General features: G+C 67.8%; 19 protein-coding genes. 14 read left to right on the top strand and 5 right to left on the bottom strand.

Features of this window, described 5'->3' with window-relative positions:
• The first annotated feature begins 145 nt into the window (after positions 1–145).
• Positions 146–760, top strand: coding sequence for a DUF938 domain-containing protein (locus N5D91_RS22290; protein WP_180846211.1), 615 nt, complete (start codon positions 146–148; stop codon positions 758–760).
• A 73-nt stretch (positions 761–833) separates the two neighbouring features.
• On the opposite strand, the gene N5D91_RS22285 is transcribed toward N5D91_RS22290, so the two are convergent.
• On the bottom strand, positions 834–4520 hold the full coding sequence (locus N5D91_RS22285) for an indolepyruvate ferredoxin oxidoreductase family protein (RefSeq protein ID WP_180855019.1): 3687 nt from the start codon (positions 4518–4520) through the stop codon (positions 834–836).
• A gap of 168 nt (positions 4521–4688) precedes the next feature.
• On the opposite strand from N5D91_RS22285, the gene N5D91_RS22280 reads away from it, so the two are divergent.
• Positions 4689–5324, top strand: coding sequence for a tetratricopeptide repeat protein (locus N5D91_RS22280; RefSeq protein WP_110710679.1), 636 nt, complete (start codon positions 4689–4691; stop codon positions 5322–5324).
• Between the two features lie 573 nt (positions 5325–5897).
• Here N5D91_RS22280 and N5D91_RS22275 read toward each other — a convergent pair.
• Positions 5898–7382: an AAA family ATPase gene (locus N5D91_RS22275; protein WP_071228822.1), complete on the bottom strand. Its 1485-nt coding sequence runs from the start codon at positions 7380–7382 to the stop codon at positions 5898–5900.
• Positions 7383–7505: 123 nt separating this feature from the next.
• On the opposite strand from N5D91_RS22275, the gene N5D91_RS22270 reads away from it, so the two are divergent.
• From N5D91_RS22270 to N5D91_RS22230, 9 genes are all read left to right on the top strand, one after another.
• Positions 7506–8135 carry a ParA family protein gene (locus N5D91_RS22270; RefSeq protein ID WP_005420986.1) on the top strand — a complete coding sequence of 210 codons (630 nt, stop codon included), beginning with the start codon at positions 7506–7508 and terminating at the stop codon, positions 8133–8135.
• 49 nt (positions 8136–8184) lie between these two features.
• Positions 8185–8661 carry a histidine phosphatase family protein gene (locus tag N5D91_RS22265; RefSeq protein WP_110710681.1) on the top strand — a complete coding sequence of 159 codons (477 nt, stop codon included), beginning with the start codon at positions 8185–8187 and terminating at the stop codon, positions 8659–8661.
• A 4-nt stretch (positions 8662–8665) separates the two neighbouring features.
• On the top strand, positions 8666–9283 hold the full coding sequence (locus tag N5D91_RS22260) for a YceI family protein (RefSeq protein WP_153856694.1): 618 nt from the start codon (positions 8666–8668) through the stop codon (positions 9281–9283).
• Positions 9280–11331: a phospholipase D family protein gene (locus N5D91_RS22255; RefSeq protein ID WP_180855020.1), complete on the top strand. Its 2052-nt coding sequence runs from the start codon at positions 9280–9282 to the stop codon at positions 11329–11331. Before N5D91_RS22260 ends, N5D91_RS22255 begins: the two co-directional genes overlap by 4 nt.
• 10 nt (positions 11332–11341) lie before the next feature.
• Positions 11342–11776, top strand: coding sequence for a hotdog fold thioesterase (locus tag N5D91_RS22250; protein ID WP_010487227.1), 435 nt, complete (start codon positions 11342–11344; stop codon positions 11774–11776).
• Between the two features lie 119 nt (positions 11777–11895).
• A complete protein-coding gene (locus N5D91_RS22245) occupies positions 11896–12687 on the top strand; it encodes a lysophospholipid acyltransferase family protein (protein ID WP_110710684.1) in 792 nt (263 codons plus the stop codon).
• Between the two features lie 52 nt (positions 12688–12739).
• Positions 12740–13729 (top strand): alpha/beta fold hydrolase, encoded by a 990-nt coding sequence (locus N5D91_RS22240; RefSeq protein ID WP_180855027.1) that lies wholly within the window; start codon positions 12740–12742, stop codon positions 13727–13729.
• 56 nt (positions 13730–13785) lie between these two features.
• Positions 13786–15855 carry a tetratricopeptide repeat protein gene (locus tag N5D91_RS22235; RefSeq protein WP_180855021.1) on the top strand — a complete coding sequence of 690 codons (2070 nt, stop codon included), beginning with the start codon at positions 13786–13788 and terminating at the stop codon, positions 15853–15855.
• Positions 15856–15865: 10 nt separating this feature from the next.
• Positions 15866–16474: a YbhB/YbcL family Raf kinase inhibitor-like protein gene (locus tag N5D91_RS22230; protein WP_164162639.1), complete on the top strand. Its 609-nt coding sequence runs from the start codon at positions 15866–15868 to the stop codon at positions 16472–16474.
• 64 nt (positions 16475–16538) lie between these two features.
• Here N5D91_RS22230 and N5D91_RS22225 read toward each other — a convergent pair whose 3' ends face one another.
• The 3 genes from N5D91_RS22225 to N5D91_RS22215 form a co-directional block, all read right to left on the bottom strand.
• The gene (locus tag N5D91_RS22225; protein ID WP_180855022.1) at positions 16539–17072 is read right to left on the bottom strand and encodes an NADPH-dependent FMN reductase; all 534 of its coding nucleotides are present in this window, start codon (positions 17070–17072) and stop codon (positions 16539–16541) included.
• Positions 17073–17207: 135 nt separating this feature from the next.
• A complete protein-coding gene (locus N5D91_RS22220; protein ID WP_180855023.1) occupies positions 17208–18035 on the bottom strand; it encodes an META and DUF4377 domain-containing protein in 828 nt (275 codons plus the stop codon).
• 73 nt (positions 18036–18108) lie between these two features.
• Complete coding sequence (locus tag N5D91_RS22215) at positions 18109–18903, bottom strand: undecaprenyl-diphosphate phosphatase (RefSeq protein WP_087921111.1); 795 nt, start codon at positions 18901–18903, stop codon at positions 18109–18111.
• 224 nt (positions 18904–19127) lie between these two features.
• Here N5D91_RS22215 and glnA point away from each other — a divergent pair, with 224 nt between their 5' ends.
• The 3 genes from glnA (at position 19128) to amt (ending at position 22677) form a co-directional block, all read left to right on the top strand.
• A complete protein-coding gene (gene glnA, locus N5D91_RS22210) occupies positions 19128–20537 on the top strand; it encodes a type I glutamate--ammonia ligase (protein ID WP_004153533.1) in 1410 nt (469 codons plus the stop codon).
• A 349-nt stretch (positions 20538–20886) separates the two neighbouring features.
• The gene (locus tag N5D91_RS22205) at positions 20887–21225 is read left to right on the top strand and encodes a P-II family nitrogen regulator (RefSeq protein WP_004134334.1); all 339 of its coding nucleotides are present in this window, start codon (positions 20887–20889) and stop codon (positions 21223–21225) included.
• Between the two features lie 21 nt (positions 21226–21246).
• Positions 21247–22677, top strand: coding sequence for an ammonium transporter (amt, locus tag N5D91_RS22200; RefSeq protein ID WP_153856695.1), 1431 nt, complete (start codon positions 21247–21249; stop codon positions 22675–22677).
• Positions 22678–22682: the final 5 nt, after the last annotated feature.

Here is a 22682-nt window from a genome sequence, read left to right as displayed (position 1 = left end):
CCGGACCCACCCTGCCATCCCACGGAATGCCAGCTTTTGACGTTGCTCTGGCTCCCGCTTCGGCTTCGGCGGGTGCAGGGCGCAGCCCTGCCGAGCAACACCCCCTCGTGCACAATGGGGCCGACCCCGCCTGGACACCGTCCTGATGTCGAGCAAGCCGTATTCAGAAGCCTGCGAGCGCAACCGCGAACCGATCGCCGCCGCACTCGACCCGTGGATGGGTGACCGCCACCGGCTGCTGGAGATCGGCAGCGGCACCGGACAGCACGCGGCGTTCTTCGCCGAGCGCTGGCCTTGGCTGCGCTGGCAGCCCAGCGATCATCCGGACCATCTGCCCGGCATCGAGGCCTGGCGCGCGGAGGCGGCGTTGCTGAACCTGCTGGCGCCGATGCCGCTGCAGGTGGAACTGCCGCCGGCGCCCGGCCTGAGCCTGCCGCAGGGCAGCACGTTCGACGCCGCATTCAGTGCCAACACGTTGCACATCATGGGCTGGGAGCATGTGCAGGCGCTGTTCGCCGCGCTGCCATCGGTGCTGCGGCATGGTGCGCTGCTGGCGGTGTACGGCCCGTTCAACTACGGCGGCCGCTACACCAGCGACAGCAACGCGCAGTTCGATGTCTGGCTGAAGACGCGCGACCCGCGCAGCGGCATCCGCGATAGCGAAGCGGTGCAGGCGCTGGCCGCCGACCACGGATTCACCCGCCTGGGTGATGTGGCGATGCCAGCCAACAACCGGCTGCTGCTGTGGCGGTTGGGCTGAACCGCCGGTAGTGCCGGCCGCTGGCCGGCAACCGATTGCCTGGATGGATGCCGGCCAGCGGCCGGCACTACCTTCAAGCCACCTGCACGATGTGCAGCGCCTTCGGATTGCGCCACTGCGCCAGCAGGGCGGCTTCGCGCGCCTTGGCCTGCTCGAAATGCGCTTCCTTGACGTGGCCGAAGCCGCGGATGTGCTCGGGGACGCTGGCAATCTCCACCGCCAGCGCCAGGCGGTCGTCATCCAGCCCGTCCAGCAGCAGCTGCACGGTGGCCTCGTAATCGCCGATCAGCTTGCGCTCCATGCGGCGCTCCGCGGTGCGCCCGAACACGTCGAAGCGGCCGCCGCGCAGGAACTTCAGCCTGGCCAGCAGGCCGAAGGCCTTGAACATCCACGGGCCGTACTCCTTCTTCAGCAACCGGCCCTGCTCGTCCTTCTTGGCGAACAGCGGCGGTGCCAGGTGGAAACGCAGCTGGTAATCGCCCTCGAACTGCTGCTGCAGGCGGCGCTGGAAGTCGCCGCTGGTGTACAGGCGGGCCACTTCGTACTCGTCCTTGTACGCCATCAGCTTGAACAGGTAGCGGGCCACCGTCTCGGTCAGCGCAGTGGAACCGCCGATGCGGTCGGCTTCGGCGGCGCGCACGCGCTCGACCAGGCCGCGATAACGGTTGGCGTAGGCGTCGTCCTGGTACTCGACCAGGAAGGCGGCGCGGCGTTCGATCATTTCATCCAGCGAGCGCGACAGGCGGGCGTCGTCCAGCGGCAGGAACGCCACGTCGCCACTGTGCGAAGGCAGGCCGCGCAGTTCGCGTTCGTCGCCGGTGTTGCGCGGTGCGGCGGTGGCGCCCCATTCGTTGCCTTCCCACTCGCCCGGCGGCAGCGGATGCAGCGGGCCCGGGGTGGATTCGGTATCGGTGTGGCGGTTGCGCACCAGGCCGGCGGCCTGCTGCACGGCCTGCGGATCGACTACGGCCAGGCGGCCCCAGGCGAAGGCCTGCTGGTTCATCGCCACGGCGGCGCCGTTGAGCTCGATGGCGCGCATCAGTGACTCGAACGACAGCGGCACCAGGCCCTGCTGCCACGCGTAGCCGAGGATGAACAGGTTGGCGGCGATCGCATCGCCGAGCAGCGCGGTGGCCAGCTGGGTGGCATCGAGCAGCAGCGGTTCCTGGCCGCCCAGTGCCACGCGCACACCGGCCACGATGTCGGCGGCGGGGAACTGCATGTCCGGGCGGGTGGTGAAGGTACCGGGCATCGCTTCGTAGGTGTTCAGCACCACCTGCGAACGGCCGGCACGCACCTTCGACAGCGCCCAGTAGTCGTTGACCACCACCATGTCGCAGCCCACCACCAGGTCGGCTTCGCCAGCGGCGATGCGCACGGCGTGGATGTCTTCAGGGCGACGGGCAATGCGGATGTGCGTGGTCACCGCGCCGCCCTTCTGTGCCAGGCCGGTCTGGTCGAGCACGGTCGCGCCCTTGCCTTCCAGGTGGCCGGCCATGCCCAGCAGCGCGCCGATGGTCACCACGCCGGTACCGCCGACACCGGTGATCAGGATGTTCCAGGGCTGTTCCAGCGTGCCGCGGAGGGTCGGCGCCGGCAGATTGTCCAGCAGGGTGGAGGCATCGCGCTTGCTGCCCTTGCGCGGCTGGCCGCCGTGCACGGTGACGAAGCTTGGGCAGAAGCCGTTCACGCAGGAATAGTCCTTGTTGCAGTTGGACTGGTCGATCTCGCGCTTGCGCCCGAACTCGGTTTCCTTCGGCAGCACCGACACGCAGAAGCTCTTCTTGCCGCAGTCACCGCAGCCTTCGCAGACCAGCGAATTGATCATCACCCGCTTCTGCGGGTCTTCCAGCTTGCCGCGCTTGCGGCGGCGGCGCTTCTCGGTGGCGCAGGTCTGCTCGTAGATCAGGATCGAAACACCCTTCACTTCGCGCAGGCGCTTCTGCACTTCGTCCAGCTCGCTGCGGTCGTGGAACTCGACATCGCTGGGGAAGTGCTCGCGTTGGCCGGTCCACTTGCCGATGTTGTCCGACAACACCACGATGGTGTGGATGCCTTCGGCGCGCATCTGCTTTGCGATGTCGGGCACGCTCAGCGGGCCGTCCACCGGCTGGCCGCCGGTCATCGCCACCGCGTCGTTGTAGAGGATCTTGTAGGTGATGTTGACGCCGGCGGCGACTGCCTGGCGGATCGCCAGCGAGCCGCTGTGGAAATAGGTGCCGTCGCCCAGGTTCTGGAACACGTGCGGGGTGTCGGTGAACGGCGCCTGCCCGGCCCAGGTCACGCCTTCGCCACCCATGTGGGTGAAGGTGTCGGTGCTGCGGTCCATCCAGGTCACCATGTAATGGCAACCGATGCCGGCCAGCGCACGCGAGCCTTCCGGCACCTGGGTGGAGGTGTTGTGCGGGCAGCCCGAGCAGTAGTGCGGTACGCGCGGGAAGCTGGCGCGCGGCAGCGCAAGCTCGGCTTCCTTTTCCTGCATCCACTGCAGGCGCTGCTCGATCGATTCGTTGTTGAAGAACTTCTGGATGCGGCGGCCGATCACGCCGGCGATGGTGGCCGGGGTCAGTTCGCCGGTGGACGGCAGGATCCATTCGCCGCTCTCGTCGTACTTGCCGACGATCGACGGGCGCTGGCCCCAGCTGGCCGGCCAGTTGAAGAACTGTTCCTTCATCTGGCGCTCGATGAAGGCACGCTTCTCCTCCACCACGATGATGTCTTCCAGGCCCTGCGCGAAGCGCGCGATGCCCTGCGGTTCCAGCGGCCAGGTCATGCCGACCTTGTACACGCGGATGCCGATGTCGGCGCACGCGGCTTCATCCAGGCCCAGGTATTCCAGTGCCTGCAGCACGTCCAGGTAGCTCTTGCCGGTGGTGACGATGCCCAGCCGCGCGCGCGGCGCATCCATCACCACCTTGTCGATGCCATTGGCGCGGGCGAATGCCTGCGCCGCCTTCACCGCATAGCGGTGCAGGCGCATTTCCTGGTCCAGCGGCGGGTCCGGCCAGCGGATGTTGAGGCCACCCGACGGCATCTCGAAGTCTTCCGGCAGCACGATGCGGCGCGCCATCGGATCGACCTCGACCGACGCCGACGACTCCACCGTTTCGGCAATGGTCTTGAAGCCGACCCAGCGGCCGGTATAGCGGCTCATCGCCCAGCCGAGCAGGCCCATGTCGAGGATGTCCTGCACGCCGGCCGGGTTCAGCACCGGCATCATCGCGCTGACGAATTCGTCCTCGCTGCCGTGCGGCAGCGTCGAGCTGCGGCAGGCATGGTCGTCGGCGGCCAGCGCCAGCACGCCGCCGTAACGCGAGGTACCGGCGGCATTGGCATGCTTGAACACGTCGCCGCAGCGGTCCACGCCCGGGCCCTTGCCGTACCACATGCCGAACACGCCCTGCACGTTGGCGCCAGGGAACAGGTTGGTCTGCTGGGTGCCCCACACCATGGTGGCGCCCAGGTCCTCGTTCAGGCCCGGGGTGAACTTCACCTTGGCGGCTTCAAGATGCTTGCGCGCGCGCCACAGCTCCAGGTCGAAGCCACCCAGCGGGCTGCCACGGTAGCCGCTGACGAAGCCGGCGCTGTCGATGCCTTCGTGCGCGTCGCGCAGCCGCTGCATCAATGGCAGCCGCACCAGCGCCTGCACGCCACTCAGGTAGATCCGCCCCTCGCTGCGGGTGTACTTGTGGTCGAGCGTGTAATCACGGTCGAGCAGGTCGGCGGAAGAGGGCGAAGTGAGTTGCGCGGTACTGGTCATGGCTGGCCCGGTAGGATCGGCTGGCACCGGCCGCGTGCAGGCACGCGGCGGGAAAGGCGCGAATTGTAGCAGCGGGGCCGCGAGGCCCCGGCACTCGCGCCCGCGGCGGTGCTGGGGTTAGGATCGGGGAGAGAGAGGGAGGCTGCAGTTGCGGCCTGGGGAGAAGGGATGTCAGTTCCAGGAAAGATCCTGGCCAGCGTGCTGCTGGCCTCGGGAGCGGCCACGGTGTGGGCTGCGCCGGCCGTGCCGGCACCACAGGAGTTCTACTTCGACAACGATCCGGCCGCCACGCCGATGGTGGCGGTGCAGGGCGAGGGCGATGATCTGGTGGCGCAGCTGGTCAAGCTGCGTGAACGCGGCCGGCGTGCGGTGGAAGCGACGGTGCAGCTGGCATCGGTGGCCGGCGCGCAGGGCCGTGGCGAGCTGGCCGAGCAGCTGTATGGCGAGGCCATGAAAGAGGCACCGGCACAGAGCAGCAGTGGCCGCAGCGTGCGCTGGAACTACGGTTGGGACCTGCTGCGCCAGGGCAAGCCGGAGGCGGCGCTGGAACAGTGGCTGGCCTCGGCCGGCAATGCGCGCACGAAGCCGAGCTGGGTGCCACCGACTTATGCATTGGCGCTGTGGCGGCTGGGACAGAAGCAGGAGGCGGTGCAGTGGTATGCGGCTGCGGTGCGTACCGAGCCGACGCAGTGGAGCACCAGTGCCCACCATGCGCAGTTGCTGCCGCAATGGCGCGAGGATGAGCGCGCGTCGCTGGCCGAGGTGCAGCAGGCCTGGGCGGCCGCACCGCCTGCCTGGCCCTGAGGGAAGGGGTTCGGCCGGGTTGCACCCGGCACCCGCAGAGGCAACAGCCAAAGCCAAAGCAACAGCAACAGCAACAGCGGGCAATCTGTGGGATGGCGGGGCGGTGTGGGTTGGCAGGACACGCCGTAAACCCGTCCATGGGGGCTCGATGGCGCCATCCATGGCGCCAACGGTCCTGCCAACCCACACCGCCCCGCCTCCGACAGTTCCCTGCTGCTGGTAGGTGTCGACCTTGGTCGACACGGTAGATCCACGCCATGCGTGGATGAATCTGTAACGGAATCGACTATTCGATATCTGATCGAAGAGCAGCCGAGTGTGGGCTCGGCTCTACAAAGAGCGGCCGGCCAAGCGCTTTTGCTCTTCTTCTTTCTTCCACGTGGCTGATCGCCCCCGGAGACTGTCAGGGGCCGGGTGGGTAGGCTGCGCAGGGGCGTGAGCCGCATGGATGCGGCGACCGAGCTTACATGGACGTACTTGCAGCGTCCCCTGCGCAGCCTACCCACCCGGCCAACCACGGCTGTTGCTTTGAGCGACCAGCCACGAGGGGCTGCGCCGTTCGCTGGAAACCCCTCAGTCGTCCGCGGACACCGTCCGCCCCGACGCCCACGCCCGCAGTGCCTCCACTTGCTCGGCCATCAGCACCGACAGCGGTCGGGTGGCGCGGATCTCGTTCATCAGCAGCTCGGTGTCCAGCGGCCGGCCTTCGGCGTGTGCCGCATACAGGCCAGCCACGATCGCCTGCTCGATCTCGGCGCCGGAGAAGCCATTCGCCGCCGCCGCCAGCGCGGGCAGTGCGAAGTCGTCGGCGTTGAGCTGGCGCCGGCCCAGGTGCAGCCGCAGCAGTTCCACGCGCACGTCGGGCGAAGGCAGGTCAACGAAGAAGATCTCGTCGAAGCGGCCCTTGCGCAGCAGCTCGGCCGGCAGCTCGTGCACCTGGTTGGCGGTGGCGACGATGAACACCGGCGCCTTGCGTTCGGCCATCCAGGTCAGCAGGTAACCGAGCACGCGGCGTGACACGCCGCCATCCTCGCCACCGCTGGCCAGGCCCTTCTCGATCTCGTCCATCCACAGCACGCAGGGCGCGAGTTGTTCGGCCGAGGCCAGTGCCTGGCGCAGGTTGGCTTCGGTCTCGCCGTGGTACTTGTTGTACAGCGCGCCCACGTCCAGGCGCAGCAGGGGCACGCCGAAGCCGGCGGCGGTGGCCTTGGCCAGCATCGACTTGCCGCAGCCCTGCACACCCAGCAACAGCATGCCGCGCGGCGGATCCAGCCCGGCCGGCGCCGAGCCGGCGATGAACGCGACCCGCCGCTGGTTGATCCAGCGCTTGAGCCGGTTGGCGCCGGCCACATCGCCGAAGCGCGCGCTGTCATGTTCGAAGAACAGGTGGCCGCTGCGGTTGAGCAGCTCGAACTTCAGCCGCGCCAGCTGCGGCAGGTCGTCGTCGCGCAGTGCGCCGTCGGCGTAGATCAGCTGGCGCGCGATGCGCCGGGCATCGACCAGGCTCAGGCCCTGCAGGTTCTTCAGGATCTTCTTCACCGCCTCGCTGTCGACTTCCACCCGTCGGCCGCCATGCTCGCGCGCATAGGCGTCGGCCTCCTCGCGCAGCATCTTCAGCAGGGCATTGGCATCGGGCAGGCGCGGGTTGAAGCGCACCGCCAGCGCTTCCAGCTCGGCCGGCAGCTCCACCTTGGCACCGATCAGCACCAGCACATGCGGCTCGCTGTGGCGGCGCTGGATCAGGTCGCGAAGGGCGCGCTGGTGGCTTGCATAGCCCAGGTAGGGATGGAAATCGAGCAGCAGGTAGACGCCGCGCTGGTCGGCCTGGCGGATCATCTGCAGGGCCGCGCTGGCATCGGGTGGCCCGACCGGCGGGTCCTCGCTGTCCAGGTCGATGCGGCGCAGGCCCTCGGTGATCGACCAGCGGTGCAGCGCCCGCCACACGTGCATCAGCGTCTGCCGGAACAGCTCGACGATGCGACCCTCGTCCTGGGTCTCGATCACGATCAGGGGGGTATTGGCGCGGATCAGTGCGCTCAGGTCCTGCAGTTCGCTCATGCCGGTTCGATCCTTCGGGGGCGCCACGATAGCAAAGGCGATGGCCACAGGTTCAGCACGGTGCTACCTCCCGTCACCACCGCCGGTGTACGCTCGGGGCACGTACCCGGAAGCGAGGCTGGCATGAAGACGATCCTGGTGGCCGGTTCCAAGGGCGGGGTGGGCAAGACCACCGTCGCCACCCACCTGGCCGCGTACGCGGCATTGCAGGGCAAGGCCACGGTGATTGCCGATGCCGACCCGCAGGGCTCCAGCACCCGCTGGGCGCAACGGCGTGCCGGGCTGGAAAGCGCGGTGCTCCCCATCGACGTGTACCGGAAGAAGCAGTGGGCGCAGAAGCTGCCCGACGGCACCGACACCGTCATCATCGACGCACCCGCCGGTGCGTTGGCCGACGATATCCCCCATTTCCTTGACGCTGCCGACGCGGTGGTGGTGCCGGTGCTGCCGTCGGCGCTGGATATCGAAGCCATCGTCGGCTTCCTCAACAGCCTGGCCCAGAACCCGCGCGTGCACAGCCGCAAGCTGCCGGTGGGGCTGGTCCTGAACCGCACCAAGCCCTGGACCCAGACCTCGCAGCAGGCGCTGCAGATGCTGGCCGAATGGCCGTACCCGGTGGTCGCGCAGCTGCGCGACAGCCAGAGCTACGTGGTCATGACCGGCCTGGGCCGCAGCCTGTTCGATTACCGCTCCGCCCAGGTACGCGAACACCAGGCCGACTGGGAACCGTTGCTGTCCTGGCTCAAGCTTTGATGCCTGCCTCACTCTTTCTGCTGCATCCTCTTCTTCATGGAAACCCGCGATGCGTGAACTGATCCTGCTGCGCCATGCCCATGCCGAACCGGCCACCCCCGGCCAGGCCGACCTCGACCGGCCGTTGTCGCCGGTAGGCCTGGCCGAAGCCGAAGCCGCCGGCAAGTGGCTGAAGGAAAACAACCTGCTGCCGGACTGCGTGCTGTGCTCGCCGGCACGGCGCACCCGCGAGACCCTGGAGGCCGTGCTCGGCACCATCGGCTACGTGGAGAAGCGCCTGGAAGACCGTATCTATGAGGCCACCCCCGGCACCCTGGCGGCGCTGGTGGACGACCGCCGTGACCTCGACCGGGTGCTGGTCGTCGGCCACAACCCGGGCCTGGAGCGCCTGGTGGCGCTGATGACCGAGGGCACCAGCAGCGACTACCGCGGCATGCCGCCGGCCGGCATCGCTGTGCTCGGCTTCCCGCGCGAGGCCTCGATCGAGCCGGGTGTGGCCAGCCTGAACGCGTTCTGGTGGCCGTGATCCAATGAGCCTGGCGCGGCGCAGCCGCTTCCTGCTGCCCGTGCTGCTGGCATTCGGACCGGCCTGGGCTGCGGCGCCACCGCCAACGCCCTTGCCGCCGGTGGTCGCCGAAGCGCATCGGGTCCTGCGCCTGGATACCCAACGCTCGCAGATCGGATTCGAGGTGCGCACCCGCTTCGGGCAGCGCATCGAAGGCCTGTTCCCACACTTCGAAGGCCGCATCGAGATCCTCTCCGATGGCCGTCACCAGGTGCACCTGAAGATGTTCACGCGCTCGGTCGAGATCCCCGGCAAGGCGCGCTACACCGGCTGGATGCGCGGCGAGGAGTTCTTCGACGCGGGCCGCCACCCGGTGGTCGAGTTCGACTCGCTGCCGTATTGGCCGGAGACCGTGGAAGACGGGGGCGACATCAACGGGCGGCTGACCCTGCGCGGGATCAGCCATCCCGAGACACTGAAGGTCGAGAAAGCGGAGTGCGCCCGACCCGGCTATGATTGCGACGTCGTCAGCCGCGGTACCGTGCAGCGAGGCCGGTATGGAATGGACAGCTGGCAGCTTGCCTTGAGTGACCGAGTGACCTTCGTATTGCGAGCGCGCCTGAGCGAGGCGCCGAAACCGTGAACCTCCTGCTGCGTGTACTGGCGCTGGCAACCGTGTTGCTGGGCAGCGGTTGTGCATCGCTGTCCCATGCCGAGCGTGACCGCGCCGAAGCGATCGCCGTGCAGGCGCGCTCGACCCAGGTGGATTGCCAGCGCGCCGACCGCTGCGCACAGGATTCACCGCTGCGGGCGCTGGCCGGCCGGGCGTTCACCGAATCCACCCCCGGGCGGCCGCGCCACTACGCCACCCTGCTGGACGAGGGCGAGGGCGCCCTTGTCGCACGCCTGAACCTGCTGCGCAGTGCCACCCGCAGCATCGACCTGCAGACCTACATCTTCGACAAGGACGACAGCGCCCGCCTGGTCATCGACGAACTGCTGGCCGCCTCGCGGCGCGGGGTGAAGGTGCGGGTGCTGATCGATCAGCTGTCGGCGATCTCCGACCTGCAGATCCTCGGTGCATTGTCCGGTGCCCACGAGAACTTCCAGCTGCGGGTCTACAACCCGACCTTCGGCAAGGCCCGGCTGAACTACTTCGACTACGCCGGCAGCGTGCTGTGCTGCTTCCGTCGCTTCAACCAGCGCATGCACAACAAGCTGCTGGTGATCGACGATGCGATCGGTGTGGTGGGTGGCCGCAACTACCAGGACGACTATTACGACTGGGACCGCGAATACAACTTCCGCGACCGCGACGTCATGATTGCGGGGCCGGAGGCGCGGGCGATGGCGGCCAACTTCGATGCCTTCTGGCGCGCCAAGCGCAGCGTACCGGCCGAACGCCTGAACGATGTTGGCCGCACGCTGTTGCGTGAAGGGGTGCCGGTGCTACCACCGGCCACCTTCCGGCGCCCGGAACGGGTGCAGCGGGTCAGCGCCGAAGCCAACGATACCGAGTTCGTCACGCGTTCCTTCGTGGACACCGCGCTGCCGGTGGCCTCGGTGCGCTATGTGGCCGACCTGCCGCGCAAGCATCGCCGAGAGAAGGCCGATGCGCCGCTGGCCGGCCAGCACGTGACCGAGCCGCAGCTGGATGCACTCATTGCCGGTGCGCAGAAGGAAGTGATCCTGCAGACGCCGTACCTGGTGCTGTCCAAGCCGGCACAGAAACTGTTCCGCGAGCTGCGCAAGCGCCCGCAGCCACCGCGCGTGGTGGTGTCCAGCAACAGCCTGGCGGCCACCGACAACCCGATCGTGTATGCGCTGTCGTACAAGTACAAGCGGCGCAACATGCGCGAACTGGGCTTCAACATCTTCGAATACAAGCCGTTCCCGCTGGATGCACCGGTCGACTACCGCAACCTGCTGCCCGACCCGATCGCTGCGCCCGAGGGCGACGACGACGGCGGGCGCAATCCGCTGATCGGCGGCAGCGCCGCCGGCAGCAATGCCGGTGGTGGCAGCGACGGAGATCTGGCCGCGCCCCGCAAGCAGGTGCCGGTGAATCATCCGCGTACCGGTAGTGCCTACCAGAACGCGCGCGAACGTCGCCGTGCCGCCGGCAGCGAGGTGGAAACGCGCCTGCTGCGCACCGAGACGCGGCCGTCCTTCCTCGGCAGCAAGGCGGTCAACAAGCCGTTGCCGGTCACCCGCAAGGGCGCGCGCATGGGCCTGCATGCCAAGTCGCTGGTGGTCGATCGCCGCATCGGCGTGGTCGGCACCCACAACTTCGATCCGCGCAGCGAGAACTACAACACCGAAGGCGCGGTGATCATCGACGACCCGGTGTTTGCCGAGCAGCTGGCCGAGAGCATCCTGCGCGATACCCATCCGCAGAACTCGTGGACGGTGGCGCCGCGGGCCAAGCCGCCGGTGCTGTCGGGCCTGAACTACAGTGTCGGCAAGGCCTCCGAAGCGTTGCCGATCCTCGACTTCTGGCCGTGGCGTTACGCCACCGACTACGAATTCAAGCCGGGCCCCGACTGTCCGCAGCCGCTGCCCCGGCAGGACCCGGCGTTCCACAACTGCTACGTCGCCGTCGGCGACTTCCCCGAAGTCAACGTCGGCCCGAAGTGGCTGCTGGTGCGCATGCTGACTGCATTCGGCGCCGGCCTCGTTCCCATCCTCTGAAGGTGCCCGCATGACCCAGGTATTCCGCGAAGCCGTTTCCATCGAGCAGCTCAACGCGCTCAGCCGCAACACGGCGATTGAATCCCTGGGCATCGTCTTCAGCGCTGCGGGCGAGGACTGGCTGCAGGCCACCATGCCGGTGGATGAGCGCACCCGCCAGCCGTACGGCATCCTGCATGGCGGTGCCTCGGTGGTGCTGGCCGAGACCCTGGGCAGCAGTGCCGGAAACCTGTGCGTGGATACGGCCAAGCAGATCTGCGTGGGCCTGGAAATCAACGCCAATCACGTACGCGCAGTACGCTCGGGCACGGTCACCGGTACTGCCCGCGCGCTGCACGTGGGCCGCAGCACCCAGCTGTGGGAGATCCGTATCGAGGATGAGCAGGGCCGGCTGGTATGCATCTCGCGGCTGACCCTGGCCGTGGTGGCGGCCGGCCACGGCTGAGCCCCTGGAGGCTCGTTGACGGTGGCAGAACCCAGCGTTCCCCATCGATTGCCCCGGTCGATCGGTCTTATGGCCTAAATCGGCTGGCAGCGATGACGGCCCTCCGGTATCGTGCGCGGATGACTTCCCCCACTCCGGCCCCCCGCGGCGGCGTGGCGCGTGTGTGCCGTTACCTGTACCGCGTACCGCTGCTGTTGGTCCACATCACCGTGTTCCTGCCGCTCATCCTGATCGGCATGCTTCCGCCGTGGGGCGAACTGCGCGTGGGCGAAGCGACCTTCGGCGCCAAGGTGGTGAACTGGTGGCAGGGTGGGCTGATGTGGATCTTCGGCTTCCGCCTGGTGCAGATCGGCAAGCCGCTGCCCGGCGCCGTGCTGTTCGTCGCCAACCATGTCAGCTGGGTGGATATCTGCATCCTGCACAGCCAGCGCATGATGGGTTTCGTCGCCAAGCGCGAAATCGCCAGCTGGCCACTGGTCGGTTGGCTCGCTGCGCGCGGGCAGACCATCTTCCACCAGCGCGGCAATACCGAATCGCTGGGTGGCGTGATGCAGGTGATGGCCGATCGCCTGCGTGCCGGCAGAGCCGTCGGCGTGTTCCCCGAGGGCCGCACCCGCGGTGGCCACGAAGTGGGGCCGTTCCATGCCCGCATCTTCCAGGCCGCGGTCGAAACCGGTGTTCCGGTGCAGCCGGTGGCACTGGTGTATGGCGTGCATGGCAATGCGCAGACCATCGTCGCATTCGGTCCGGGCGAGAGTTTCTTCGCCAATTTCCTGCGCCTGCTCGGTGAGCCGGCGCGACGTGCGGAAGTGCACTTCCTGGCGCCGATCGGTGCCCAGGACCTGGAAGGCCGTCGGCGCATCGCGGAAACCTCGCGCGCGCGCATCGTGGCGGCCATGAGCACGCAGTGAGGGTGCGGTGGCCCTGATCCCGCCACCTCTCCTGGACGCCGGTACGCCGACGCTGCACGCGGCTGACTATCAGCCGCCGCGCTGGCTGCGCAATCCGCACCTGCAGTCGATGCTCAGTTCCAGCCGCATGCGCCTGCAGCGTGGCCTGCTGCTGCTGGCCGCCACGGGTGCGGTCAGCGAGGAGCTGATCCTCGATGGCGGCGACGGCGTGCGCCTGCAGGGCTGGCACAGCCATGTCGAAGGCCGCGAACCGAAAGGCATGGCCCTGCTGCTGCATGGCTGGGAAGGCAGTGCCGAATCCAGCTACATGCGCATGGCGGCCGCGCGCATGCTGGAACAGGGCTTCGACGTGGTGCGCCTGAACTTCCGCGACCACGGCAACACCCATCATCTCAACCCCGGCATCTTCCATTCCAACCTGATCGACGAAGTGGTGCATGCCGCCGGCGATATCGCCCAGCGCTGGCCGCAGCTGCCGCTGGTGGCCGCCGGTTATTCGCTGGGCGGCAACTTCGTGCTGCGGCTGGCCCTGCGCGCGCCGGCCGCTGGCGTACCGCTGCTGCGGGTGGCGTCCGTATGCCCAGTGCTGGACCCGGCGCTGACGATGGACAGCATCGAGAACGGCCCGGCGATGTACGACTGGTACTTCCGCCGCAAATGGGCCGGTTCGCTGCGCCGCAAGCGCGACCTGTTCCCCGAGCTGAGCGACTGCGACGACCGCGTGCTGAAGCTGGACATCCGCGCGCTGACGGCATGGCTGGTCGAGCGCCACACCAGCTTCGGCTCACTGCAGGCCTATTTCGATGGCTACTCGATTGCCGGCGACCGCCTGTCCACCCTGCAGGTGCCGGCCGACATCCTGATGGCGCAGGATGACCCGGTGATTCCGTACGCGACCTTCAGTGACTGGCAGCTGCCGCGCCAGGCGCGCCTGGAAACCGCGTGTTGGGGCGGCCACTGCGGATTCATCGAGAACTGGCGGGGCGACGGCTTCTCCGAGCGCTGGGTTGCGCAACGCCTGCAGCGTGTCCTGCAGGCCTGAACCGGCAGCGGCGCGCAGCCCGCTACAATGCGGGTTTGCACTTGAAGCGGACTGCCATGCAAGACCAGATCATCCAAGCGTTGCGCCAGAACCAGGCCGACCAGGCCGTGCAGCTGGCCCAGGCGTGGACCCGTGACGAACCCGGCCTGGCCGACGCCCACCGCTGGCTGGCGCTTGCGCTGCAGCAGCAGGGCAAGGCCGAGGACGCGATGGAGGCGCTGCAGCAAGCGTTGCAGCTGGCCCCCGATGATGCCCAGCTGCACCTGCAGCACGCTGGCCTGCTGCTCGCCCTGCGCCAGTACCAGGGCGCTGACGAAGCGCTGGCACGCACCACCGGGCTCGACCCGAACTCCTTCTCCGCCTACCTGATGCAGGCCCACCTGGCGATCGGCCGCAACGACTTCGATGAAGCCCAGCGCCTGTCCACGCTGGCCTCGCGCGTTGAGCCGGACCACCCCGAACTGCTGACCATCGACGGCATGATCGCGCTGCGCCGCGACGACCCGGACCGCGCGCTGACGCTGTTGTCGGCCGCCAACCAGGCGCAGCCGAATGACACCCGCGTGCTCTATGCACTGGGCTTCGCCTACCTGGGCAAGGACATGCTGGCGTTCGCCGAGCAGGCGTTCCGCCGCGTGCTGGAACTGAACCCGGCCATCAGCTCGCTGCATGGCCTGGTGGTGCAGCTGGCGCTGCGCCAGGGCAACGTGGAGGCGGCTGCCGAAGCGATGCAGATCGCTCTGCAGCAGGAAGGCATGGATACACCGTCGATGCGTCGCCTGGCCGGTGAACTGGCGCTGCGCGGCGGCCAGCCGCTGCAGGCGCTGGACCACCTGCTGCCGCTGCTGGAATCGATCCCCGATGACCGCCAGGTGCTGCAGCTGCTGCTGATGTCCTGGCAGCGCCTGGGCCGCGAAGACGAGGCGCGCGCGCGCCTTGACGCCGCCCTGGAGCAGCATCCGCAGCTGCACGATCTGTGGCTGGCGCGCCTGTCGGTGGAAGAAGTGGGCAGCCCCACCGCCGCGGCGACGGTCGAACGCTGGATGGACGCCATGCCGGGCCACCTGCCGGCACTGGAAGCACGCCTGCGCCTGCATGACATGGTGGGCGAGCGCGAGCAGGCTGAAGCCATCGCCGAGCGCATCGTCAGCCTCGAGCCGGGGCGCGTGAGTGGTGAGACCCGCCTGGTCGAAGGCCTGCTGCAGCGTGATCCGGCTGCAGCAGTTGCCCGCGTGCAGGCGTTGATTGAGATGGCGCCGGAAGCTCATCGTGCCGACCTGCGTACCTGGCTGGGTGAAATCCAGGATCGCGCTGGCCAACCGGAACAGGCGCTGCAGACGTGGCTGGCGCTGCAGGCTGACCAGGCGCCACAGCGCCTGCCATTGCCGCCGCAGGCCAAGTCGCCGCCGAGCTGGCCTGACAAGGGCAGCATCGAGGGCGACGCCAGCTCTGCGCCGATCTTCCTGTGGGGTGCGCCGGGTTCGGGCGTGGAACGCGTGGCGACTGGCCTGGCCGCTGCCAGCCCGGTGCTGCGCAGTGATCGCTACACCAACCAAGCGCCCGATGATGCGTTCCAGAATTACCACACGCTGCAGGACCTGGCCTCGGGCGTACTGACCCCGGAGCGGCTGGTGCAGCGCTGGCGCGAGCAGCTGCCGGCGCGCGGCTTGCAGAGCGACACCGTGATCGACTGGCTGCTGTGGTGGGACAACGCCCTGCTGTGGGCGCTGCGCCCGCAACTGCCGCAGGGGCGCCTGCTGCTGGTGCTGCGTGATCCGCGCGACATGCTGCTGGACTGGGTGGCCTACGGTGCCGCCGCACCGCTGGCGATGACCTCGCTGGCCGAAGCCGGCGAATGGCTGACGCGCGCACTGACCCAGATCGCCACGCTGCACGAGGAAGACCTGTACCCGCACGTGCTGCTGCGCATCGATCAGATCGGCAACGATCCGCACGCGATGGCCGAACTGCTGGGCCGCCTGTTCGAGCGGCCGATGCCGCCGGCTGCACAGCTGGGCGCACCGCGCTTCCCGCCGGGCCATTGGCGCAACTACCGCGACGTGATGAGCGCCGCCTTCGCCCAGCTCACCCCGGTTGCGGTGCGCCTGGGCTACCCGGAAGAATGAGGAGAGTGCAATGCAGCTGAGCAGCAACAGCCTGACCAACGGCGCACCGATCGACCGTGAGTTTGCCGCCGGCGATGCCGCCGGCTTCGCCCCGGACCGCAACCCGCACCTGGCATGGAGCAGCGTGCCCGATGGCACCCGCTCGTTCCTGCTGGTGTGCGTGGACCCGGATGTGCCGACCGTGCCAGAGACAGTGGGCCGTACCGACATGACCGTACCGCGCGACCAGCCGCGCTGCGATTTCGTGCACTGGGTGATGGCCGATATCCCGGCCTCGGTGCAGGAGATCGCCGCCGGCAGCTGCAGCGATGGCTTCGTGGTGAAGGGCAAGCCCGCGCCTGCGGGTCCGGCCGGCAGCCGCCAGGGCCTGAACGACTTCACCGGCTGGTTTGCCGGCAACCCGGACATGGCCGGTGATTACCTGGGCTACGACGGCCCGTATCCGCCGTTCAACGACGAGCGCGTGCACCGCTATTTCTTCCGCGTGTTCGCGCTGGACGTGGCGACGCTGGAGCTTCCGGCACGCTTCACCGCCGCCGATGCCTACCGCGCGTCGCACGGCCACGTCCTGGCCGAAGCCACCCTGCATGGCACCTACACGCTGAACCCCGCGCTGTAACCGCAACCCGGTAGCGCCGGCCGCTGGTCGGCGTTGCTTCTGTAGAGTCGAGCCATGCTCGACGCTACAAAGACGAACGGCAATACCCCGCAAACCCCGCCAGAAACGCATCGGCCTCGGCGCGATGCGCCTGCGAACGCAGCACATCCGCCACCTGCTGCGGCTCCAGCCCCAGCACCGGCACGCGCAGGAACAGTCCGGCATTGAACGCCGCACTCACCGTCGACAGCACCGCGCGCAGCGCCTGCAGCATGTCCTCGCCACGATGCGAGGCGTGCACCAGCGCGATCGGCCGGCCCACGATCTGGTCACCGGAGACCAGCCAGTCGATGGCGTTCTTCAGCCCGCCGGGAATGCCGCGCACGTATTCCGGGCTGCACACCAGCACGCCGTCGCTCTGCGCGATCGCCGCCTTGAAGTCGGTGACGCTGCCCGGCTCATCGGTGCCTTCGAGGTCGGGCGAGAACACGGGCAGATCGCCAATGCCGGTGTAGACCTCCAGCTCCATGCCCGTCGGTGCGATGGCCTGCAACGCCCGCAGCAGCGCCGTGTTGGTCGATTGCCGGCGCACGCTGCCGGAGATGGCGAGAATCTTCATCGCCGCAAGGCTAGCACGCGGGTTCGCGTCCTCCTGGTAGAGCCGGCCGCTGACCGGCTTTGCTTCGGCAGAGTCGAGCCATGCTCGACTCTACACAACGAAGAAGGGCGGCCTTTCGGCCGCCCTTCTGTCGTCTTACTTCTTCTCGATGGCCGACTCGACCACCATGTCCAGCACGTACGCCTGCGACGGCGCGTCGGCCGGCGGGTTCTTCACGTCGTAGCGCTTCACGCGCACCACGTTGCGCACGCCGTCCTCGTGGGTGTAACCCTCGATGTTGCCGTAGAAGTTCTCGAACTTGCCCGGCTCACCCTGCTTCAGGCCCTTGTCGTCGAACTTCACTTCACGCACCTGCAGGCACTGGTAGTCCGGGATCAGCGGGTGCGAGCACTTCTCGGTCTTGGCGGCCACTTCCAGGAACACGGTTTCGCCGGCGCCGCCGTAGCGGGTTTCAGCGGTCGGTTCCGGGTTGAACACCAGCACGTCGCCCTTGGCGGTGGTCAGGGTCAGCTTGCCATCGGCATCCTGCTCGGCCTTCAGCTCGCCCTGCAGGCGGCTCGACACGGCCTCGTCCAGCGCCATCAGCGCCTTGTCGGTGCAGGCCATCAGGGTCGAGGCCATCGCACTGACCGTCAGCTTGCCGTCGGCCAGGGTGTAGCCGCCACCCATGTGGTTGCAGGCGTTGCTGACCGACAGGCGGCCATCAGCGAAGTTCAGGGTGACCGGCTTGTCCTCGCGGGCGAACAGCGCGTCGATACGCTTGCCGTCGGCGCCGGTGGCCTGCTGCAGCAGCCAGTGCTGGCTCTGCAGGCGCTGCGCATCCAGGTGCGCCAGCGTCTGCTGGTCTGCTGCCTTGGCCGCGGCCGGGGCCACATCGTCGCCGCCGTTGCCGGCCGGGGCCGGGGTCTGGCTGCAGGCGGCCAGCAGGGCCAGCGGGAGGAGCAGGGTGAGCTTGCGGTTCATGGTGATTCTCCTTGGGGAACCGTGGGGGAAACGGGGTGGGGCCGGCAATGGGGTTGCCGTGCCCCGGCGCTGTTCAGCTGCCGGAGGGCAACCACAGCAGCAGCGCCGCGCCCAGCGCGATGCGGTAAATGGCGAAGGCGGTGAACCTGTGCGACTTGATGTAGCCCATCAGCCACTTCACTACGACGAAGCCGGTGACGGCCGCGGCAAGGAAGGCCACGCCCACGTCGGTCCAGTTCTCGCTGCCCAGCTGCCCGGCCTTGGCCATTTCCAGGAAGGTGTAGGCGCTGGCGGCGAACATGGTGGGAATGCCGACCAGGAACACGAACTCGGCGGCGGCGGCGCGGCGGCTCAGGCCCAGCAGCATGGCCAGGAAGATCGCCGAGGCCGAGCGCGAAGTGCCGGGGAACACGCCGGCCACCACCTGCGCCAGGCCGACGCCGATCGCCACTGTCCAGGTCACCTGGTCGCGGTCGGGCAGGCGCGCGGTGTAGGCCTCCACCAGCAGCATCCAGACGCCACCGATGATCAGCGCCCAGGCCACCGGGCTGACCGTCTCCGGCAGCGACCAGCCCGCCTTGCGCACCACCAGGCCGACCACGGCGGTGACCAGGAAAGCGGCGCCCAGTTTGAACACGTACTCGCGGTTCTCGCGCTGCCCGAAGCCGGTGGCCAGCTGCAGCAGGCGCTGGCGGAACACCAGCACCACCGCCACGATCGCGCCGGCCTGGATGACGATGTTGAAGAAGTCCGAGCGGGCACCCAGCCAGTGCTGGGCGATGAGCAGGTGGCCGGTACTGGAGATCGGCAGGAATTCGGTCAAGCCTTCGAGGATGCCCAGCAGCAGGGCGGAGAGCAGGTCGGACATGGACGGTGCGGGCACGCGCGGCAGGAAGGAAGAAGGTCGAGAGGATAGACGATCCCTGCTGCACCAAACGGGTGCGTCGGGTGATGGGTGCACCTGATTGGTGCGCACTGATTTGCACCGGTCCGGGGCGCCCTTTTTGAAATCAATGACTTGCGGGCCGCAAAAAGTTGGCACGGTCGTTGCTGTACCTCAGCAGGCATTCATCCCCATCCGAGGTCGTACCGATGTCCGTGGAAAACGTAGAAAAGCTGATCAAGGACAACCAGATCGAGTTCGTCGACCTGCGCTTCGTCGACATGCGTGGTGTCGAGCAGCACGTGACCTTCCCGGTCAGCATCGTCGAGCCGTCGCTGTTCGAAGAAGGCAAGATGTTTGATGGCAGCTCGATCGCCGGCTGGAAGGGCATCGCCGAATCGGACATGGTGCTGCTGCCGGATACCGCCAGCGCCTACGTCGATCCGTTCTACGCCGATCCGACCATCGTGATCAGCTGCGACATCCTCGATCCGGCCACCATGCAGCCGTACGGCCGTTGCCCGCGCGGCATCGCCAAGCGCGCCGAGGCCTACCTGAAGTCCTCCGGCATCGCCGAAACCGCGTTCTTCGGCCCGGAGCCGGAATTCTTCATCTTCGACTCGGTCCGCTTCGCCAATGAAATGGGCCACACCTTCTTCCAGGTCGACTCGGAAGAAGCGGCGTGGAACAGCGGCGCCAAGTACGACGGCGCCAACAGCGGCTATCGTCCGGGCGTGAAGGGCGGCTACTTCCCGGTGCCGCCGACCGATACCCTGCACGACCTGCGCGCCGAGATGTGCAAGACCCTGGAACAGGTCGGCATCGAAGTGGAAGTGCAGCACCACGAAGTGGCCACCGCCGGCCAGTGCGAGATCGGCACCAAGTTCAGCACCCTGGTGCAGAAGGCCGACGAACTGCTGCGCATGAAGTACGTGATCAAGAACGTCGCGCACCGCAACGGCAAGACCGTCACCTTCATGCCCAAGCCGATCGTCGGCGACAACGGCAGCGGCATGCACGTGCACCAGTCGCTGTCCAAGGGCGGCACCAATCTGTTCTCCGGTGACGGCTACGGCGGCCTGAGCCAGCTGGCGCTGTGGTACATCGGCGGCATCTTCAAGCACGCCAAGGCCATCAACGCCTTCGCCAACTCGGGCACCAACAGCTACAAGCGCCTGGTGCCGGGCTACGAAGCACCGGTGATGCTGGCCTACTCGGCCCGCAACCGCTCGGCCTCGTGCCGCATTCCGTGGGTCTCCAACCCGAAGGCGCGCCGTATCGAGATGCGCTTCCCGGATCCGATCCAGTCCGGCTACCTCACCTTCACCGCGCTGATGATGGCCGGCCTGGACGGCATCAAGAACCAGATCGACCCGGGCGCACCGAGCGACAAGGACCTGTACGACCTGCCGCCGGAAGAAGAGAAGCTGATCCCGCAGGTCTGCTCCTCGCTGGACCAGGCGCTGGAAGCACTGGACAAGGACCGCGAGTTCCTGAAGGCCGGCGGCGTGATGAGCGATGACTTCATCGACGGCTACATCGCGCTGAAGATGCAGGAAGTGACCAAGTTCCGCGCGGCCACCCACCCGCTGGAATACCAGCTGTACTACGCCAGCTGACCGGTGGCGATGGCGGTGGGCTTCCCCTTCCCACCCACCGCCATTGCTCCCGTTCTCGCGGCTGGGGAGCCGCGGTCAGATCGGGGTTGTTGCACGGGGTCGGATCCCTTTCATGCGTGAAAGGGCTCTGGCCCCACGCCAAGGATCCCTGATCCAGGGGCAAGAGAAAGACCGGATACGCGACCAGGGCCGCCCTCCCTCCCGCGTCGGTCGTGCATGAGAGAGGCACGGCCGTCCCGGCCCTGTACGTGTCCGGTGCAACAGCCACGGCCATCAACCTGATGGCCGCTGGTTGCCTGATGCCAACGCGCGCTGGCGCGCTGGCCCCATCCACCCTCGGGACATGCGCATGAAACTGATCTCCGCCATCATCCGGCCGTTCAAGCTCGACGAGGTCCGCGAGGCCCTGTCCGACGCAGGCGTGTCGGGCATCACCGTGACCGAAGTGAAAGGCTTCGGCCGCCAGAAGGGCCACACCGAGCTGTATCGCGGCGCCGAGTACGTCGTCGACTTCCTGCCCAAGATCAAGATCGAAACCGTGGTCACCGATGAGCGTGCCGACGCAGTGATCGAAGCGATCCAGTCGTCGGCAGGCACTGGCAAGATCGGTGACGGCAAGATCTTCGTCACCGCCGTCGAACAGGTCATCCGCATCCGCACCGGCGAAATCGGTGCCGACGCGCTGTAACCCCCTTCCGGAGACTCCCCCATGAAGATGCGCCTTCTCACCGGGTGGCAAGCCCGGTTCCACTTCGTGTGCCTGTTGATGCTGCTCAGCGCGCTGGCCGCCGGTGCGTGGCCGGGCAATGCCCACGCGCAGGTCCAGGTGTCGCCGCTGCCGAGCGAAAGCGTGGCGGTCGAACCACTGCAGGATCCTGCAGCGGCAGCCGCTGCACCGGCCGTGGCCGAAGCGGCCGCCGCCTATGACCGCGGCGACGTGGCGTGGATGCTGACGTCCACCCTGCTGGTGCTGTTGATGGTGGTGCCGGGGCTGGCGTTGTTCTACGGCGGCCTGGTGCGTTCGAAGAACGTGCTGTCGGTGCTCAGCCAGATCCTGGTGGTGTTCTCGCTGGTGCTGCTGCTGTGGGTGGCCTATGGCTACAGCGCGGTGTTCAGCGCCGGCAACCCGTTCTTCGGCTCGTTCACCGAATTCGCCTTCCTCAAGGGCTTCACCCCCGATTCGGTGGGCAACACGCCGATCAAGGGCCTGCCGGATTACCTGTTCGTCGCCTTCCAGTCGACCTTCGCCGGCATCACCACCGCGCTGATCGTCGGTGCCTTCGCCGAGCGCATCAAGTTCCGTGCGGTGCTGCTGTTCTCGGCGCTGTGGTTCACTCTCAGCTACATCCCGATGGCGCACATCGTCTGGGGCGGCGGCTATTTGGGTGAACTGGGCGCGATCGACTTCGCCGGTGGCACCGTGGTCCACATCAATGCGGGCGTGGCTGGCCTGGTGGCCGCATGGTTCGTCGGCAAGCGCCTGGGCTATGGCCAGACCGCGCTGAAGCCGCACAACGTGCCGTTCACCTATATCGGCGCGATGCTGCTGTGGGTCGGCTGGTTCGGCTTCAACGCGGGCTCCGCCGCCGCTGCCGATACCGTCGCCTCGCTGGCCTTCCTCAATACCGTGCTGGCGACTGCCGCAGCGGTGCTCGGCTGGACGCTGGTGGAAGCAATCAGCAAGGGCAAGCCGTCGGCACTGGGCGCAGCCTCGGGCGCGGTGGCCGGCCTGGTCGGCATCACCCCGGCCTGCGGCACCGTCGGCCCGCTCGGCGCGATCATCATCGGCTTCGTCGCCGGCGTGGTCTGCGTGTGGGGCGTGACCGGTTTGAAGCGCCTGCTGAAGGTGGACGACACCGCCGACGTGTTCGGTGTGCATGGTGTCGGCGGCATCGTCGGCGCGATTCTCACTGGTGTGTTCAGTGCACAGTCGCTGGGCGGCACCAAGGCCGATCTGGATATCGCCCACCAGGTCTGGGTGCAGGTGGTCAGCGTCGGCCTGACCGTGGTCTGGTCGGCGGTGGTGACCACGCTGATCCTGCTGGTGGTGCGCAGCGTGGTCGGCCTGCGCGTGACCGAGGAAGCGGAACGCACGGGCCTGGATGTGACTTCGCACGGCGAGTCCGCCTACGAGGCCTGAGGTAT

The organism is Stenotrophomonas sp. GD03794 (assembly GCF_029842145.1).
GTDB classification, from domain to species: domain Bacteria; phylum Pseudomonadota; class Gammaproteobacteria; order Xanthomonadales; family Xanthomonadaceae; genus Stenotrophomonas; species Stenotrophomonas riyadhensis.
The sequence above is the reverse complement of the archived record's forward strand: the minus strand, read 5'-3'. Positions and strand labels throughout refer to the sequence as shown.